Raw genomic sequence first — 17,706 nt, 5'->3', positions numbered from 1 at the left:
GAACAACCTACTGGCTATACACAGCTAGACCGCAGGCCAAGGTGGCTTTACCCACCCCACCCGGCACGACCAGGCTCAGCAAACGTGTGCTGTCCATGAGCTCGTGCAACGCCGCGGTGTGCTCCTGCCGGCCTATCAGTGCATCGCGGCTCGCTGGCACAGTACAGACCTTCTTGGTCACGTTGCGCAGTCGCGCGAAGGACTCGCTAACGATTTGATGGACAAGCAGCGGTTCACTGATCTTGCGCAAGCGGCAACGCCCGAGACAGCGTGTCTCGACGTTCGTAATCTTGCCGACAAAATCCTGCGTACAGAGAATCTGACTGGCGTGGCCGATTTCACACAGGATGGCAGCGCGCACGATTTCTGGTCCGTAGGCGCCGTTGTCGCGCTGATACACCGCACCACTGTGTAGCGACAAGCGCACGCTTATTTCAACACCCTCGCTCCAATCTTCTTGCTGGATAGACCGCAGTACGCGCCGCGAGGCGTCGAGAGTGTCGGCGGATTCAGAAAAAATCACACCAAAACTGTCGCCAGCCACCGAAAAAACGTGGCCTCGCAGCGATGCGATCATGTCGCGAACGATGTGATCGTGGCGCGCGAGACTTTCAGACATCTTGTCCTTCTCAGTCTCCCAATGGACCGTAGAGCCCTCCACGTCAGTGAACAAGATCGACAGATGGCTATCGGTGTCGGTGCCAAGCACAGCGTAATCTCGCAAAGACTTTACATGGCGTGCGGCGGTCAGCGCACGGTACCTAGCGTTATGAGTTGAAATCCTACCTGATGGCCGGGCGCTGCGCCGCGCAAATTTTCAATGTGCTGTGGTCAATGTCCGAATAATACAAGTGAGCCATAACTCGGATACTTGTCGGTGTTTCGTCCTCGTGGGACAAGGTACATCCCCAAAAAAAGGTGGCCAGCACCTAGCATTCAGAACCTATGCACACTGCGCAACGGCACTGGTTCTGTTCCAGTGCAAACAGAATGTGTCCTCTCTGGCGCATGCGCAGTCACGCAAACTGTTTGACCACGGCACAGGGGATGTAGAATACCGAGTCGAAGCTATCGCTTTGTCAGTCTTTTGCTTAATGGGGCGGTCAAGAATGAAGCACGCACTGTTGATTTTTCTGTGTGTTCTTTCAAGCAATGCCCGCGCTGAGTGGATCGAGTTTTCGACTCGATCAAACGGTGATGTTCATTTCTACAACAACTCACGCGTGACGAGGGATGGCGACGAGATCAACGTTTGGACACGGGTTAGGTACAAGCGCTCGGTTATGGCAGCGTCGAGCTACCAGCGTCATGTACAACTGCAGTGTTCGGAGAATACTGTGCGGATATTGCAAGACACGTTCTTCACTGACAAGGACTGGACCAAGCCCGCTATGGCAACCAACATGCATGCGAAGCCGAAGCAGGCGATTCAGCACAATTCAGCAACCAAAGCACTGGCAGAGCTGCTGTGCGAAGAATAAAAAAGCTCGCGCTTACATGTAGCGCGAGCGAAAAATTGTCGCTTTTTTTTTAAGGTTCGATTCAGTTTATCGGCGTGGCCGTGATCTTGAATATGAAGCCATCATCCGTTGCCGCATAGAGCGCGTTGTCGGGCCCCATCGCCAAACCGCGATACCGTGTTGTGATACCGGTTGGCATGATGATCGCGCCCTTGATCGACAGGCCGTCGTCGGCCAGGTCGTAGACGTCGATGCGCGAGCCCGGTGGCGTGTTGCCGAAACCGATGCCCATGATGCCGGCGACCATGCGCCCTTCGTAGATGCCCCAGTTGCTGCCGGTCAGAAACGCAGCCGAGCCCATGCCTTGCGAGAAACCGTGGTTGTTCCACGACGGTGGCATCAAGTCCTCGAAGCGGGTGTCGCTCATCGGCGTGTAGGCGGCCCGGATGGCCGGGTCCATCGCGTCCATCTGGTTGGGCTCGTACCCGCAGTACTTGTCCGGGCACTCCCCGCGGCCGCCCCGCAACTCACCCGGGTCCCAGCCGGCGTTGCCCCCGTTGACCAGCAGGGTGATCTCGTCGCTGTGCCACGGACCGTGCTCGGCGGTGAAGGCCGCGCCGTCGCTCGGGCGGAACGCGATGCCCTGCACGTTGCGGTGACCGTAGGTGTAGATGCGCTTGTCAAAACCGGCGGGCGGGTTGTTCCCGGGGTGCGGGTTGCCGTCGCCGTCGATGCGCAGCACCTTGCCACAGAGCAACTGGCCGTCTTGCGGGCAGATGCCGCGGTGGCGATCACCGCCGGTGACCCAGAGAAAGCCGTTCGGCCCGATGCGGAGCCGGCCGCCGTTGTGTGCACCGGGGCCGCCGAAGGGCTGGTCCGATTCGAACGGCTTTTACTGGATGTCGGTAACGATGTCGGTGCGGTCCGACACGCTGGTGAGGTCCTCGCTGACCGTGAAGCGCATGACGATGTTGCCGTCGCACTTCTCGAAGTTCGTCTTGCAGCCGTCGCCGTAGTACTTGGTCGAAGACGAGTACAGGTACAGCGTGCGGTTCTCGGCGAAATCCCAATCCACCGCCACGCCAAGCACACCCGCCTGCCCATCACAGAACAGGTCGTCGCCCGCGTCCGCGTAGCCCGTGGAATCCTTCACGCCGTAGAGTTTGTTGACGTTCCCGGCGGTGTCCCGCACCGAGAGGCCGGCGCACTTCTCGGTGAAAAACATGGTGCCGTCGGGCAGGAAGGACATGTCCCAGGGGTTCTCGAGCCCGGTCATGAACTCGGTGGTTTCGATCTTCGGCACGTTCATGCGCTCGCCGTGGCCGTCGGCGTGTGCAGTGGTTCCGGCGGCCATCAGCACAAGTGCCGACGCGGACGCCGTCAAGGCAGTTCCAATCTGACGCATTCTCTTCTCCTTCAGTTGAGCGACGCGCCACCCTTGCAATGAGTTCACGCCACTGTCATGCATCCTTCAGATACGTCGCCAAGTCCGCGATTTCCTGGTCTGAGAGGGGCTTCGCCATCATGATCATCAGCGAGGAGTTGGGCCCGAACTTCACACCGTCCCGGTACTGCTCGAGTTTCTCGGTGGTGTAGGCGATGTCCTGGCCCGAGACCTTGGGGTAACTCGCCACGCCCTTGCCCCCCGCCCCGTGGCAGTTGACGCAGGACTGCTTGTAGCGCGCCTCGCCTGCCACCGCGTCACCGACCAGCGCGGCCCCGCCCGTCGACGCGGATCCGCCGACAGCGAGTCCGGTGTGGCCGAGAACCAATCCAAACAACAGGGTTTTCAGGTATCCACTCATGAGGGGGTTCAGCCGAATCAGACAGGTGCCGCAGGATCAGCGACAGCCCACTGTACCGCAAAATAATGCATCTCTAAACCCTGTAGCTGCACAATAATACATGCTATGGCTGACTGTCATACCGCGAGCCGCCCACGGTGCCTGCAGGCGCCCAGAGCGCAGCCCGAGGCAGCCACCTGCGCGGCCTGTCCAGTTCGGCGCTGGCGGCAGCGCACCGAGTCACCGCCGCCATGGGGTCGGGTGTACCGGCGCCGATGCCGACGCGCAGCGACACACCCTGACGAACGACGCGGAGCGGCACCAGGATCAGAACGACACGGCACACGCCCGGCCTCTCGCGCGGGTGCGCGATCGCCGTGCGGCAGGTGTGCGTCGACGCCCCAGGTTGCCGGGTCGTCACCGCATCACACGCGCCGCCGCTGCGCCAAGGGTGCTATAACCGGGCCCGCAACCGATCCCGCTTCTCCACGGCAAGGACCCCCGATGTTTCGAGGCCTTCTGATCGCAGTCAGCGCCACACTGACGTTGCTGGTGACGCTCGTGGCGGCAGCCCAGCTCTTCACACCGAATGACCCGTTGTACACGCCGTCCAGCGCGCTGCCCGACTACCGGCAGCCGAGCTTCGACGCCTATGTGGACGACACGCGGCAGTGGATCGCCGACAACCGCGTGTTTCTGACCGACAACCCGACGGCCGAGGTGGACGCCAACGCGCCCTTCGAACTCGAGCCAACTGGCAACGCGCCCGCGACCCGGGGCGTGCTGCTGGTCCACGGCCTGGGCGACTCGCCGTTCTACCTGCGGGACATCGCCGCCGCCCTGGTCGACCAGGGCTTTCGGGTACGGACACTGTTGTTGCCGGGGCACGGGACCCGACCGGCCGACCTGACGCTGCCGGTCTACGACGACTGGCGCAATCTGGTCGCACACCATGTGCGCCTGTTGCAGGCCGAGGTCGAGGGGGTGTGGCTCGGCGGGTTCTCGACCGGCGCGAACCTCGTCACCGCCTACGCCGCCCAGCACGACACGGTCCGCGGGTTGTTGCTGTTCTCGCCGGCCTTCGTGCCACGCGACGTCCTGCACGTGCTGGCGCCACTCGCCAACCATGTCATCGACTGGATCGACTTCGACCCGCACGAGAGCAACTACACCCGCTACAGCACCCTCGCGATGAACGGCGGCGCGCTGTTGTCACAGTCCGTCGCCGAGGTTCGCGAGCGACTCGATGCACACCCCTACACCGGGCCGACGTTGATTGTGGTCAGCGAGCACGACAGTGTGGTCAACGCCGAGGCGGTGTTGCGGCGTTTCCAGACCCGTTTCACGCACCTGTCCAGTCGCCTCGTCTGGTACGGCAACGGTGCGCTCGACGACCCGCGGGTGACGTCCCTGCCCGCAGCGCTGCCCGAACACCGCATCAGCACCTTCTCCCACATGGGCGTGCTGTTCGCCCCGCATAACCCCTACTACGGCAAGAACGGCAGCCAGCGGATCTGCGACAACGGCCAGGACGAGGATGCCGAGGCCGCTTGCCCGACGAACGACGCGATCTGGTTCTCGAGCTTCGACCACATCGAAGCCGGAAAGACCCACGCCAGACTGACGTGGAATCCGCACTTTGGCGCGCTCGTCGAGACGATCCGTCGGGTGGTCGAGTGAAACGCGGACGCACCGCCGGCGCACACGGCCACCCAACCGGGTCATGACGCCGGCTTTGATAGGGTGGTTTTTTGCTCTGCGCCAACTGCGTTGACCGACCCTACGCCCGCTTCATCAGTCCGTGCACCGATGCCGTAACTGACGGTTCCGGCAGACGCGCCTGGCGGGCCGCGACGCCGCGGATATCCTGGGTCGCGGGTCGCGACACCAAAGAGCTTGTGTCGGGCTTGCAATGTACTACGCCGAAGTGGGCCAGACGCCAACGGCCTCGCCAAGATCGCGACGGGTATTTACACCCCGAACCACAGCAACGACGTCCGGTGGTGGAGTCCATTAGGCAATTCGTCGCTGACCATAGACCGTGTCGGCGTACCGATGCGCGTCATCGAGCTCAGGTTCCAGAACCGCAGCTTCCGGCACACCGTTGGGCCAGCTGCAGGCGACCCAGTACCGCGGCGCATTCGACGCCCGCACACGCACTGGCCCACACCCTGTGAGATCACACTGGGAGTCAGTCCACAACGGCCAACACCACCACAGTGGCCCTTGGCCTGACGGGCCAAATGCCCAGCTTGCGAACGTGCAGTCGCCGCCGGTTGCAGCGACACACGCACTTTAGTGCCGCGTGTTCGTGGTGCAGCACGCAATAACTTGGTGCAGCGCGACGGTCGAAATCACGGCGCGCGCCGTTGCGACACTCACACACGCGTCCCATTTTCAGTATTCATATCAGCGACTTGAGACCACACAGAGGCCTGAATCGCCGAGTGGCAAACTAGTTGCGCATTCCCCTGTGGGGGCAGCTACAAGCCAGCGGTGTGCACTGGCATGGCACCCACGCAATCGACCAGAAAATCAACCACACGGGTGTCGCATGTCTTCAACGCACGAACGGTCCGAGTTGGACGTGGTGGGGTCCGACTCCCTCAACACGGTTGCGGCCGTACCAATCCGGTTTCGTGAGGCACACTCGCGGTTGAAAGACACACCAGACGGGTTCTCGGAGGACCAGAAGCGCTACCTCGCGGACACACTGGTCAAGCTCAACCTGCACCTCGCACTGGGCGTCCGCCCGGAGGCGAAAGCGTCGGAGGTGCCCGAGTCGTTCTGGGGCACGCCGGTCGAAGACCTGTGCAAGGAAGAGAAACGCAAGTACGAACAGCACGTCCTTGATATCTGGAACGACATCGTACGAAGCAACGACACAAATCACATGCTCGAGGGTCTCGATCAGTTCGCCTCCCGGCATTTCGGCCTCTTCAACGTTGCGCCCGCGATGGCGGGCTACATGGTCAGGATGCGCATCCCCGCATGCGAACTGCGCGGCGACCAACTGGTCGTGCTGGGTGACATCGCAGAGGAACTCGCGGGCGGCTACGCACACGTGACCACACGTGGCAGTTTTCAGCTGCGTGAAATCCCGCCCAACCGCATTCTGGAAATGCTCGGCCGGTTTCGCGATCACGGCCTGTCGTGCAAGGGCACAGGTGCGGATAGCGCGCGCAACATCACCTGCTCGCCAACGGCTGGATTCGATCCGCAGGAGCTCACGGACTTGCGATCCTACGCGCATCGCCTGAGTGATCGCATCTTGAACAACCGGGACTATCAGGGCATCCCGCGCAAGTTCAACACGGCGTTTGACAACGCCGGTACCACGTCGTGCGTCGCCGACACCAACGACATCGGGTTCATCGCCGTCCGAGTGGGTGAGAACACCGACGGCGTCGAACCGGGCGTCTACTGCCGCCTCACGCTCGGTGGCATCACCGGCCATCTCGACTTTGCCCGCGACACCGGTTTCGTCTGCCGGCCGGAGGACACACCCGAAATTGCCGACGCCATCCTCAGAGTCTTCGTGCAGCACGGCGACCGGACCAACCGCAAGAAGGCGCGCTTCAAATACCTTCTTGACACACACGGTTTTGACTGGGTGTGCGCGCGCACACAGGAGGCACTCGACAATTACGGCAACGGCGTGAAGCTCATACCCTTGTCCACCCGCTTTGACGCGCCGCGTCCGGCCATCAACCGCCAGGGGCACATCGGCGTGCACGACCAGGCGCAGCCCGGTTACAAGTACATCGGCGTTGCGCTGAGGCTCGGCCGGATCACACCCGCACAGTTGCGTGGCCTTGGCCGCATTGCCATGACCTTTGGCGGCAACGACGTGCGATTGACCGTGTGGCAGAACCTCATCATTCCGCACATCCCGGAGGCCGATGTCGAGCGCGTGGTCAGCGAGATAAACGGACTCGGCCTGCGCACCCAGGCCACCGCCTTCGAGGCCGGCGCAGTGGCCTGTACGGGTCGGTGGGCCTGCAAATTCGGCAACGCCTACACGAAAGAAGACGGCAGCGCGATCGTCGATCACTTGAACGCGCGATTCGAACTCGACCAACCAATCAACATCCACCTGACGGGTTGCCCGAACTCCTGCGCGCAACACTACATCGGCGACTTGGGCCTGGTCGGCACCACCACCGAAGACGGCAGCGAGGGCTACAACGTGGTCGTCGGTGGGGGTGTAGACGGTGACCAGGCACTGGCGCGGTTTCTCTGTGGCCCAGTCGCCTCACGCGACATCTGTGCGCTGTCGGAACGGATCGTGGCCAACTACCTGAAGGCACGCGACGGCAGTGACAGTTTCATCGCCTTTGCCAACAAGCACGACGATGCGCAACTCCAATCGATTCTCCTCGCGCACTGAACGGCCAACGCGTCGAGGGAACCACTCACCCCGCACACTGCACTCCGGGAAGGGCAGATGAACGACCCATTGATGAACACATTGTCTTCCGTCCTGCAGGCTCCGGCCGACGCCGGTCCACTGGTCGAACTGCCGGAGGGCGCGCCGTTTGACCCGGTGCAGCGCGAGTGGCTGAACGGGCTGCTGACCGGGTTGAATGCGGTCATCGCCGCCTCGCAAGCCGATGCAGAGGCGGAACCCGTGGCCACCCCTTTGAAGGTTTTCTACGGTTCTCAATCAGGCAACTGCGAGGTGCTGTCGCGGGGAATCCGGAAATTCTCCGCCACACGCGGATTCGACGCCGAGCTGGCGGAACTCGACAGCATCACCCCGGCCGATCTGGCCAACCTCACACACGTGTTGATCCTGTGCGCCACCTTCGGTGAAGGCGAGCCGCCCGACAACGCAGCGCATTTCCATACCGCTTTGATGGCGGAAGACGCCCCGCCATTGCCGGCGTCACTCCAATTCAGTGTCTGCGGACTGGGCGACTCGAGCTACACCCACTTCAACCGGGTTGCTACCGACATCCACAACCGCCTCACGGCGCTGGGCGCAACGCCGTGTCACGAGCTGGTGCTCTGCGACGCCGCCTTCGAAGACGATTTTGCCCTCTGGCAAGAGGGCGTCTTCGCGTCCGAGGCGTTCACTGCGGCGTCAGCGACGGTCACCGCACGAGCGCCGGCAAACGACGACGACACCACGCCGAGGTACACCAAGCGCAACCCGTTCGTGGCCAATCTCATCGAGGCACGCAGCTTGAGCGGCGAACACTCGGCCAAACGCGTGAATCACGTCGCGATCTCGCTCGCCGGCGGCGGCAGCGATGTGGATTACCACGTCGGAGACGCACTCGGCGTCTGGCCGTTGAACTGCCCGACCGAGGTCGAGGACCTTCTGGTCGCCGGGGGATTCAGCGGCACGGAGGTGGTCAGACTGAAAACCGGCCCCGCAACGCTGCGGGTCGTGTTGCGAAGCCAACTCGATATCCACACCGTCAACGCCAACGCGCGAGAGCGCTGGGGTGTCAGCAAGCCTGCAGACAGTCAACATGTGTTTGATGTGCTCAGTACGTTGGGATCACCACTTGATGCACAGACCTTTGTCGACGGTCTACGCCCGTTGCAACCACGCTTGTATTCGATAGCGTCCAGCGCAAAAAAACACCCCGGTGAGGTGCATATCACAGTGGGGGAGGTGCACTACGAGCTGTTTGGCACGCCTCGCAAAGGCGTCGCGTCCACCTGGCTAGGGAACCGCTTGGCTGCCGGCAACAACCTCGGCGTCTACATCCACCCTGCCCCACACTTTCACATCACATCCGATGACACCGCGCCAGTCATCATGATTGGCCCGGGTACCGGCATTGCCCCCTTCCGGTCCTTCCTCGAGGAGCGGGAAATGCGCGGCGCCACCGGCGACAACTGGTTGTTCTTCGGTGACCAACACGCGCGACAGGATTTTCTCTACCGAGAGGACATCGAGGCGTGGCACGCATCAGGCCTACTGACCCGGCTCAGCCTGGCGTGGTCACGCGATACCGAGACGAAAATCTACGTGCAACACTTGATCACCGAACAAGCGGAAACGTTCTTCGACTGGCTCGAGCGGGGTGCCAGTGTCTACGTCTGCGGGGACGCCACGCGCATGGCGACCGATGTCGACAACGCGATCCGCAGTGTGATCATGGGGTGCGCCGGGGTTGACCAGGACGGCGCGGATGCCTACGTGGACCAGCTGATCGCGTCGCACCGCTATCAACGCGACGTGTACTGACGTCACACCGAGCCGCTGCCGCCGGGTTCCGCAAAGAGCGCTGCCAGCACATGCCCACGCGCCGGTGACGGACGGAGCGGTCCCGCTGCGGGCTTTGCTAGAGTGTCACCATGTCCGGATCGAACGATGTGACCGTACCCGAGCCCGCCTCATCGAAAGGCATGTCCGTGCCACAGCTGCTGGTCGCTGCACCGGCGTTCGGCGCAGTTGTCGTGTGCGACGAGGGACTCAGTTTCTGGGGCGGTGTGGACCCGGTTGACGGGCGCATCGTCGACACCTACCACCCGCAGTGCGGTGTGTCGCTGGCCGGCAGCGTGGCGCTGATGCCGAGCAGCCGCGGCTCGTGTTCAGGCAGCGGGGTGTTGCTCGAACTGGCGTTGAACGGCAAGGCGCCCGCCGCGCTCGTGTTCCGCGACGCCGAGGATGTCCTGACCCTCGGCGCGCTGGTCGCCACGCGGATGTTCGCCCGCCCGCTTGCGGTGGTGCGCCTGCCTGCGGCCGACTACAACCGGCTCACCCGCGAGCCGACGGCGTCGATTCGGGGCACTCAGCTGACGGCTGGGGACGTCACGATAGACCTGATGCCACTCGACCTCGGAGCGCTGGCCTTGTCGCACGCGGACAGGTCGAAGCTCGCGGGGACAGACGGCGACGCCGTGCGCCTGGCAATGCAGGTGCTGTGCGACGTCGCAACGATCCAGGGCGCCGACACGCTGATCGACGTCACCCGGGCGCACATCGACGGGTGCATCTACGCGAGCCCAGCGAACCTCACCTTCGCCGAACGACTCGCTGACATGGGTGCCCGTGTCGCCATCCCCACCACCATGAACGCGATTTCAGTGGACCGGGACAACTGGGAGCGGCAACGGGTTCCGGCCGCGCTCGGCGTGCCCGCGAGCCGTCTGGCCGACGCCTACGTGCGGATGGGTGCAGCACCTACCTTCACCTGCGCGCCCTACCAGGCCGACGACAGGCCGGGGGTCGACGAGCCGGTCGGTTGGTCGGAGTCGAACGCCGTGATCTACGCCAACAGCGTGCTCGGCGCACGTACAGTCAAACACCCGGACTTTCTCGACCTCTTCATCGCCTTGACGGGGCGCGCACCGCGCGCGGGCGTCTACCTCGATGGCAACCGCAACCCCGACCTCATCATCGACGTCGCCTTGCCCGAGGGCTGTGACGACGCCGTTTGGGCGCTGCTCGGGTGGCTGGTTGGCGCGCTCGCACCGAACCGCATTCCGTTGCTGCGCGGCCTCGAGCACACCGACCCGCACGCGGACGACCTGCGCGCCGTGTGCGCCGCGTTCGGCACCACCTCGGCCTCGCCGATGCTGCACATTGCCGGCGTCACACCCGAGAGCGCCCTGCCACCCAAACCCGGTGCGCCGGTCTTGTCGTTGTCCCGCGTGGATTTTCGCCGCGCCTGGGACACCTTCAACACCGGGTCGTCGCGGGTGGAGCTCGTCGCGCTCGGCAGCCCGCATTTCTCGTTGAACGAAACCCGCCAATTCGCCGCGCTGGTGGACGGCACACGGTGCGACGAATACACCACCACCCTTATCACATTGAGCCGTGCGACCCATGCGCAAGCGGCCCGCGAAGGGCTGCTTGACACGCTCACCGACGCAGGCGTTCAGGTGGTGACCGACCTCTGCTGGTGCTCGATCTCGGAACCGGTCTTCCCGCCCGCAGCCAGAACGCTCATGACCAACTCGGGCAAGTACGCACACTACGGGCCGGCGCTCTCGGGCCGCGACGTCCGCTTTGGCGGGCTGGCGGCCTGCGCGCGGGCCGCGCAGACCGGCTTGGCCGACGACACCGTACCCGATTGGCTGACATGACAATGGCGGCACCCCACGCTGACGCGCCTACGTTCGTGTTTCCGCATCCGGTCCATCGGCGGCACCCGGGTAGCTCGCGATCACCGCGATCAAACCCATGGCCCCGGCGCCAACCAGAAGCGGTGTGACGTCCGACACGGCGTAGAGACTGCCGCCGATCAATGGCGCAAGCATGGCACCTAGGCCCATCGCCGAGGAAACCGCGCCGGCGGCACGACCTTGTTCCTGGCTCGAGACGGCATTGGCAGCGGCGGCCGAGATGGCCGGAAACACCCAGCCAGCGCCGAATCCGGCGAAGGCGTAGCCCGCGATCAGGGTCACCGCGCTCGGCGCCCAGGCCGAGGCGACAAAGCCCACCGCCGACGTCAGTGCACCGATGCGCATGAGGCGAAACGGCGTCAGGCCGAGGCGTTTGACTGCGAGTTGGGCGACAACGAGGCTCAACCCGACGGCCGTGAGTGCCAGGCCGGCAACGCGCAGTGCTACGCTGTTGTCGAGGTTGAGCCGGTCGAGTGCGATGAAGCCGATGACAATCTGCGCAATGCCGACGGCAATCAGCACGGTGAAAGCCACTGTCACGGGGCGCACCACGCGCGGGTCACGCAGCGACAGCTGTGGCGCATCGGCATCGGGCGCCTGCACATCGGCCGGCAACACGGTGACGAGGTAGACAAGCGCCGGAATCGGCAGCAGGGCGAGCAGAAAGAGCGGCACCGTGGGCGACCCCCCCGCCATCACTGCCACAAACGCCGGCCCGAGCAACAGACCGGACGACTGCGCCGCGCTGAGCTTGCCCATCGCACCGGCACGCGACGCCGGACCGTGGTGGTCGGCGATGACCGCGACAGATGCAGCCGGGATGGCGGAATAGGTCAGGCCCATGCCGAAGCGCGTGACGACCAGCAGGGCCAGCGCGAGCCCCGGGCTCAGCGACCAGGCGACGCCGAGGTGCGCAGCGACACAGAGCAGCATGTAGGTCACCGTGAACCCGATCAGGCCGGTGCGCAGCACCGTCTTGCGTCCGAGCCGGTCTGCCGCTCGCCCCCAGGCGCGCGCGGACAACACCCAGGCGACGCCGCCGGCCGTCGCGGTGAGGCCGATCTGCCAGGCGCTCAAGCCGAGCAGCTTCGCAAGTGGGCCCGCCGCCGCAACGAACCCCATCATGCCCATCGAGCACACCATGCTCGCGGCATAGAGTGGCTGCAAGGGGGGCGCGCCTTGCGGTTGACCGACGCGCTGCGCTGTGTCCGACACCCTGACCTCCGATACCCTGTCGCGTGACTGTGTTGATTCCGACCGGCAGTGCCGATTTGCGTACAGTGTACGCATATCGGCCGCCAGGACACAAGCGATGGCCCGCACACCCCCGACACCACAACCAAAACTCAGCCGAGACGTGATCGTCGAGGCGGCGATCGCACTCGTTGAAACCGAGGGACTGGACGCCTTGTCCATGCGGCGGGTCGCAGCCCACCTCGACCGCGCGCCGATGTCGCTCTACCGCCACGTGCGCAACCGCGATGACCTGCTGACCGCCATGCTCGACACCGCCGCGTCGCGCATCGAGACACCGGACCGCCACGCCGACCCGCGCGAAGAGGTGGTCGCGATCATGGTGGCACTGCACCGACGCTTGCGCGCCGAGCCCTGGCTCGTGCAGCTTCTGCTGTTCGAGGGGCGCTTCAGCGCGCACATCTTCCCGTTGATCGAACGGGTGTTTGCCGCGCTCGACACCCTGCTGGGTGACGTAGGCAACGTGGTCGACGTCTACGCAATTCTGCAGCACTACCTCTACGGCGAGTGCCTGTCGTACCAAACGCGCGCGCAGCGACTGGCATTTCAGAACGCTCTGCCGCACGACACCTGGGCGGCGTATCCGGTCACCGCCAGGGTCTTTAATGCGACCCGCGATCACGCCTTTGACGAATTCGAGCGCAACGTGCGCCGCGTGCTCGACACAACCTGATCGGCCGGTCGACCGCGCAGGATTGGGCGTCTCAGGCGGGCGCCGCCCGGTTCACGTCCGCAGTGTCCGCGGCCGCCAGCCCCGCGTGGCGCACGTGCAGGGTGTTGACAAGCGCCGAGAGTGCATCGCCCGGGCAATACGTAAACGACGCCGCAAGGGCGTCACCCGCCGCCACGTCGACCGGGGAGTCCAACGGCACGATCATGTACTGGTTGTGCCAGTCGATCGTGCGCTGACCGTTGTCGACAATTGCCAGCAGGTTCTTGGTGATCACACGCAAGGCGTTGACGCGGCCGCTGCGGGCGATGGCGACCGGGCCATCGAACGTGCAGCTGGTCGGAATGGCGTCGTCCCAACAGAAGGCCTGGTAGACCGTCGGGGCTCCGAGCTCCACGGACCGGCACTGCTCGGCGATCGGCGACTGGAATTGCAAGCACGGTGCATAGTAGCCTTCGTGCACGAAGTCCTGCTCGATCGGCTGGATCGCCTGCAGGCAGGCCTCGGGCACAAAGCGCGGCAGCGGGCCGCCAAAGCGCGCAAGATAGCGTTGCTTGAAGCTGTGCAACACCGCCGCTTGCTGTTCGCGCAACAGCCCGGTGTGGAGCATTTCACAAACAACCACGTCCACCGGCTCGGGCGGCAGCCAGGTGCTGGCGTCGGCGTGCACCACCTCCACGCGGTCGCCGTTCAGGTTTTGCTGTAGCAGCGCCAGCGACAGCGCCACGAGCTCGGGGTTGAATTCGACACACCAGACGTGTCGGGCGCGTTGCGCGGCAAAGCAGGACAGCACGCCCGTGCCGCCTCCCAGCTCCAGCACGGTACCCCCCTTGGGCACGACCTGGGTGATGGCCTCGCGAAAGCCCTGCATGCGGGCTTCGTCGTTCAGCATGTTGGCGTGGTAGTGCGCCGGGATGAATTGCCCCAACTCTCTGGCGTCAGACGGCATCGGGCGAAGACTCCTTGTCTCGGTGTTGTGGAAAGGAGACTTCAGGGCAAATTCGTAGCCACCTTGGCCGCGTTTGCGTACATGCGGGTTCGCACGTAGCGCAGGCGGCAAGATCCCTCGAACGCTATCAGGACTTGCCCAGCGCGTGGCACGTCCATGCCGCAGAACAGTCGCTCAAAGGGTGATCGGTTGCATCACCTCGGGCTCGATCACGTTCACACCCGGCAGGCCGGCCCGCAAGGCCTCAGCCGACTGTTCGAGCGCCGGAAAGGTGCGGTAGTGGCAGGGGATGACGGTGGAGAAGTTGAAGTAGGTCTTCGCCGCGTACGCGGTCAGCGCCATGTCCATGGTGTAGTAGCCCCCCGCCGAGAGGATGCCGACGGTGGGTTGGTAGTAGCCGGCAATCCAGGCCATGTCGGCCATCGGTGCCGTGTCACCCGAGACGTAAAGCGTCTTCCCCTCGCCCTCGACCACGAAGCCGCAGGGGGTGCCGGTATAGCGGTTGTCGCCATCAATCGGCATGCTCGAGGAGTGGCTCGCCGGCACGAGGTGCGCCCTGACGTCGCCGAGCGGGATGGCGCCGCCGAGGTTGAACGCGTGCCCCTCGACTGCGCCCTGGTCGTAGAGCAGCTTGGCCAGTTCGACGATGCCCGAGACGGGCAGATCGAGCCGCTTCGAGAGCGCGACCAGGCCTGTGGTGTGGTCGAAGTGGCCGTGGGTGACGAGGATGTGGGTCGCGCCGGCCACGGCGGCGTCGCTGTCCTGGCCGTCCATCATCGGGTTGCCTTCGAGCCAGGGGTCGATGAGCAGCACCTGATCACCGATTTCCAAGCGGAACCCGCCGTGTCCAAGCCAAATGATGTTCATGCGCAGATCTCCGGGTGTTTTGCCGAGCTTAGCGAGCCAGCCTTCGCCGGACCAGCCCTGGCCGTGGATGGCCGGGTCAGCCCCGCGGCAGGCGTGACTTTCGAAACGCCGTCGGCGTCTGCCCCGTGCGTGCACGAAACGCCCGGTTGAACGGGCCGAGCGAAGCGAAGCCGACCTCGAAGGCAATGCTGAGCACGGTTCGTTCGGCGAGGGCGGGGTCCCGGAGCATGGCTTCCGCGGCGTCGATGCGGAAACCATTGATGTAGGCGGCGAAGTGCCGGTGGCCCATACCCTGGTTGATCGCCGCGCGCACCCGGTGCTCCTGGGTGTCGAGCTGTGCGGCCAACTGCGCGACGGTCAGCCCCTCCTGGCGCCATGCCCCCTCGGCCATGGCTGCCTCGATACGCTGCGCCAACACCGCGCGTGCCGGGCTGTCACTCCGGCCGGTTGACGTTGGTGGCGTCGGCGCCAGCCAGACGTCGGACCGCACGGCCACCGCCCAGAGCAGAAAGCCCGCGGCGGCGAGGCCCACCGCCGCCGCGTGCACCGGAAACGCCCAATCCGGCAGCGCGCGCGCCCCATCAACCGTTTCGATCGCGGCAATCGCGAGGCCGAACAGCAGCACCGCGAGCAGAAACCCGCGCCGAAACCGACGCCGTGAGACGATCAGGTCGTCGGCGTCGCCCGCGACAACGACCGCCACCGCGTGGCCCAGCAGCACCAGCACACCGGCCCCCCGCACTGCCCCGAGCGACACCCCGGTGAGCGAGAGCCACGACGCACCCACGATGAGACCGGCGACGCCAAGCTGCCACCCGCGCACCTCCGGCTCATCGACGAACAGCTCGAGGGTGGCCCAGTACAGCACGACCGGGATGAGCGCCGCGACGGCGCGCAGGACTGACTCGAGCGCCCCGTCCGGCGCGAGGGTGGGCGATGACAGCAGCAGGTAGGGCACCAGCGCACCACAGAGCACCATCACCGACACCCGCTTGCGATCGAGGCCGCCAAACGACCAGAACACGCAGGCACAGAGCAGCAGCAGCGCACTGGCACCGCCGCGCAAGAACACATCCGCTGTCGCCATACCGCGTCCGCTCCGCTTCGGGGAGACCGCATTAGCGCACGCCACCGCTGCGTGCGCTCGCCGATTGTGCCGGATCGTCGCCGATTCCGCGCAATCGACCCCGGTGTTCAACATCGGCGCGCACCGTGTCAGGTGATCCACGAGGTTGGCGGTCCACCCGATCCAACCGAGGCCCTGTCATGACCACCTTGAGCACGCTTGCCGGTCTCTACGCGTCCGTCTTTCCCGCCGACCTGCTGCGCTACCTGATCGGGGCGGGCGGCACCTACCTCGTGGTCAATGTGTTGCTGGCACGCCGATTGGCGCGCCAGACCCTACGCCCAGGCGCAGTGCCGGCTGGGCAGGTCCGGCGCGAGCTGCTCGCCAGCCTGCGCACGGTGCTGATCTTCACGGCGGCGGGCACGCTGATCGCGCTCGGCGAACGCGCCGGGGTCATTACGGTGTACACCGACATCGACACGTTCGGCTGGGCCTACGGGTGTGTCAGTGTCACCGTGCTGATCGTGTTGCACGACGCCTGGTTCTACTGGACCCACCGCCTGCTGCACCACCGCACGCTGTTTCGCCGCTGCCACCGCCTGCACCACCGCTCGCACCGGCCGACGCCGTTCGCCGCCTACAGCTTCGACACCGAAGAGGCGGTGGTGAATGCCGTCTACCTGCCGCTGGTGCTGCTGTTCCTGCCCACCCACTCGCTCGCGTTGCTGGTGTTTGTCAGCCACATGATGGTGCGCAACGCCATTGGCCACTGTGGCGTCGAAGTCTTTCCCGCCCGGGCAGACGGGCGGCCGCTGTTCAGCTGGCTGACGACGGTGACGCACCACGACCTGCACCACGCCGAGGGGCGCTGTAACTACGGGTTGTATTTCACCTGGTGGGACCGGCTGATGGGCACCGAGCACCCACGCTACCTCGCCGAGTTTGCCCGGGTCGCTCCCCGCCGCCGCCGGCGTGGCATCACACCGCTGCTGATGGCCGTGACCCTGGTCTCGGTGTTCACAGCCACACGCGGCGACGCGAGCGGACTCAGTGGCGACTACGCCTCACCCGGACTCGGCGTGATCGTGCGTCTGGCACCGTGCACGTCGGGTCCGTCAGCCACCTGCGGTACCGTGCTCTGGCAGTGGGATCCGGCTGCCACCCCGCACGTGGCCGTCGGCGATGCGATCCTCACCGACCTGGTACGCGACGGCAGTGGGTGGCGAGGGCGCCTGCGCGACCCGCGCAGCGGGCGCACCTACCATGGCACAGTGCACCAACCCGCGCCGGACCGGTTGCTGTTGCGCGGCTGTGCGCTGGTGTTCTGCAAACAGCAAACCTGGCACTCGACCGAGTCGTTGATGCAGGTCCTGGCGCGCTTGTCGACATGAACACACCACGCGTGGCATGGCCTCGGATGGCACAGGCTAGCTGTGTATAGCCAGTAGGTTGTTCACATCGATACCGAGTCGGGTGATGGGTTGTTGGTAGCCGAGACTGGCGTGCGGGCGGTGCCAGTTGTAGCGGTGGAGCCAGTGAGGGAGTGCACGTGCCCGTTGGTCTGAGTT

The 17,706-nt window shown here is 64.8% G+C and carries 14 protein-coding genes and 1 pseudogene; 7 read left to right on the top strand and 8 right to left on the bottom strand.

Annotated elements, in window-relative coordinates; all coding sequences use genetic code 11:
* Positions 1–7: 7 nt before the first annotated feature.
* Complete coding sequence (locus tag AAGA11_19950) at positions 8–709, bottom strand: hypothetical protein (GenBank protein MEM9605146.1); 702 nt, start codon at positions 707–709, stop codon at positions 8–10.
* Between the two features lie 400 nt (positions 710–1,109).
* Between AAGA11_19950 and AAGA11_19945 the strand changes: the two genes are divergently transcribed.
* Positions 1,110–1,481, top strand: a complete 372-nt coding sequence (locus AAGA11_19945; GenBank protein MEM9605145.1) for a surface-adhesin E family protein — start codon at positions 1,110–1,112, stop codon at positions 1,479–1,481.
* Between the two features lie 61 nt (positions 1,482–1,542).
* On the opposite strand, the pseudogene AAGA11_19940 reads toward AAGA11_19945, so the two are convergent.
* Positions 1,543–2,736 (bottom strand): annotated as a pseudogene (locus tag AAGA11_19940) (PQQ-dependent sugar dehydrogenase).
* 184 nt (positions 2,737–2,920) lie between these two features.
* Complete coding sequence (locus AAGA11_19935) at positions 2,921–3,265, bottom strand: c-type cytochrome (protein MEM9605144.1); 345 nt, start codon at positions 3,263–3,265, stop codon at positions 2,921–2,923.
* A 483-nt stretch (positions 3,266–3,748) separates the two neighbouring features.
* Here AAGA11_19935 and AAGA11_19930 point away from each other — a divergent pair, with 483 nt between their 5' ends.
* The 4 genes from AAGA11_19930 (at position 3,749) to AAGA11_19915 (ending at position 11,293) form a co-directional block, all read left to right on the top strand.
* Positions 3,749–4,924, top strand: coding sequence for an alpha/beta fold hydrolase (locus tag AAGA11_19930; protein MEM9605143.1), 1,176 nt, complete (start codon positions 3,749–3,751; stop codon positions 4,922–4,924).
* A gap of 874 nt (positions 4,925–5,798) precedes the next feature.
* Positions 5,799–7,634 carry a NirA family protein gene (locus AAGA11_19925; protein ID MEM9605142.1) on the top strand — a complete coding sequence of 612 codons (1,836 nt, stop codon included), beginning with the start codon at positions 5,799–5,801 and terminating at the stop codon, positions 7,632–7,634.
* Between the two features lie 72 nt (positions 7,635–7,706).
* The gene (locus tag AAGA11_19920) at positions 7,707–9,449 is read left to right on the top strand and encodes a flavodoxin domain-containing protein (protein ID MEM9605141.1); all 1,743 of its coding nucleotides are present in this window, start codon (positions 7,707–7,709) and stop codon (positions 9,447–9,449) included.
* A 110-nt stretch (positions 9,450–9,559) separates the two neighbouring features.
* Positions 9,560–11,293 (top strand): aconitase X, encoded by a 1,734-nt coding sequence (locus AAGA11_19915; protein MEM9605140.1) that lies wholly within the window; start codon positions 9,560–9,562, stop codon positions 11,291–11,293.
* 27 nt (positions 11,294–11,320) lie between these two features.
* On the opposite strand, the gene AAGA11_19910 is transcribed toward AAGA11_19915, so the two are convergent.
* Positions 11,321–12,499 (bottom strand): MFS transporter, encoded by a 1,179-nt coding sequence (locus AAGA11_19910; protein MEM9605139.1) that lies wholly within the window; start codon positions 12,497–12,499, stop codon positions 11,321–11,323.
* A 145-nt stretch (positions 12,500–12,644) separates the two neighbouring features.
* Here AAGA11_19910 and AAGA11_19905 point away from each other — a divergent pair, with 145 nt between their 5' ends.
* Complete coding sequence (locus AAGA11_19905; GenBank protein MEM9605138.1) at positions 12,645–13,259, top strand: helix-turn-helix domain-containing protein; 615 nt, start codon at positions 12,645–12,647, stop codon at positions 13,257–13,259.
* A gap of 31 nt (positions 13,260–13,290) precedes the next feature.
* Here the strand turns inward: AAGA11_19905 and AAGA11_19900 are convergent, their stop codons facing one another.
* From AAGA11_19900 to AAGA11_19890, 3 genes are all read right to left on the bottom strand, one after another.
* The gene (locus AAGA11_19900; protein ID MEM9605137.1) at positions 13,291–14,205 is read right to left on the bottom strand and encodes a methyltransferase domain-containing protein; all 915 of its coding nucleotides are present in this window, start codon (positions 14,203–14,205) and stop codon (positions 13,291–13,293) included.
* 174 nt (positions 14,206–14,379) lie between these two features.
* Entirely contained in the window at positions 14,380–15,072 is a 693-nt protein-coding gene (locus tag AAGA11_19895; protein MEM9605136.1) for a metal-dependent hydrolase, read from the bottom strand.
* Between the two features lie 76 nt (positions 15,073–15,148).
* Positions 15,149–16,159 carry an AraC family transcriptional regulator gene (locus AAGA11_19890; GenBank protein MEM9605135.1) on the bottom strand — a complete coding sequence of 337 codons (1,011 nt, stop codon included), beginning with the start codon at positions 16,157–16,159 and terminating at the stop codon, positions 15,149–15,151.
* Between the two features lie 179 nt (positions 16,160–16,338).
* Here AAGA11_19890 and AAGA11_19885 point away from each other — a divergent pair, with 179 nt between their 5' ends.
* The gene (locus AAGA11_19885; GenBank protein ID MEM9605134.1) at positions 16,339–17,529 is read left to right on the top strand and encodes a sterol desaturase family protein; all 1,191 of its coding nucleotides are present in this window, start codon (positions 16,339–16,341) and stop codon (positions 17,527–17,529) included.
* 36 nt (positions 17,530–17,565) lie between these two features.
* Here AAGA11_19885 and AAGA11_19880 read toward each other — a convergent pair.
* Positions 17,566–17,706, bottom strand: a 141-nt coding sequence (locus AAGA11_19880) for an integrase core domain-containing protein (protein MEM9605133.1), incomplete at its 5' end; no start/stop codon positions are given.

The sequence above is a fragment of the Pseudomonadota bacterium genome (assembly GCA_039196715.1).
In the GTDB taxonomy this organism is placed as follows: Bacteria; Pseudomonadota; Gammaproteobacteria; order CALCKW01; family CALCKW01; genus CALCKW01.
This window is presented reverse-complemented; position numbering and strand designations above follow the sequence as displayed.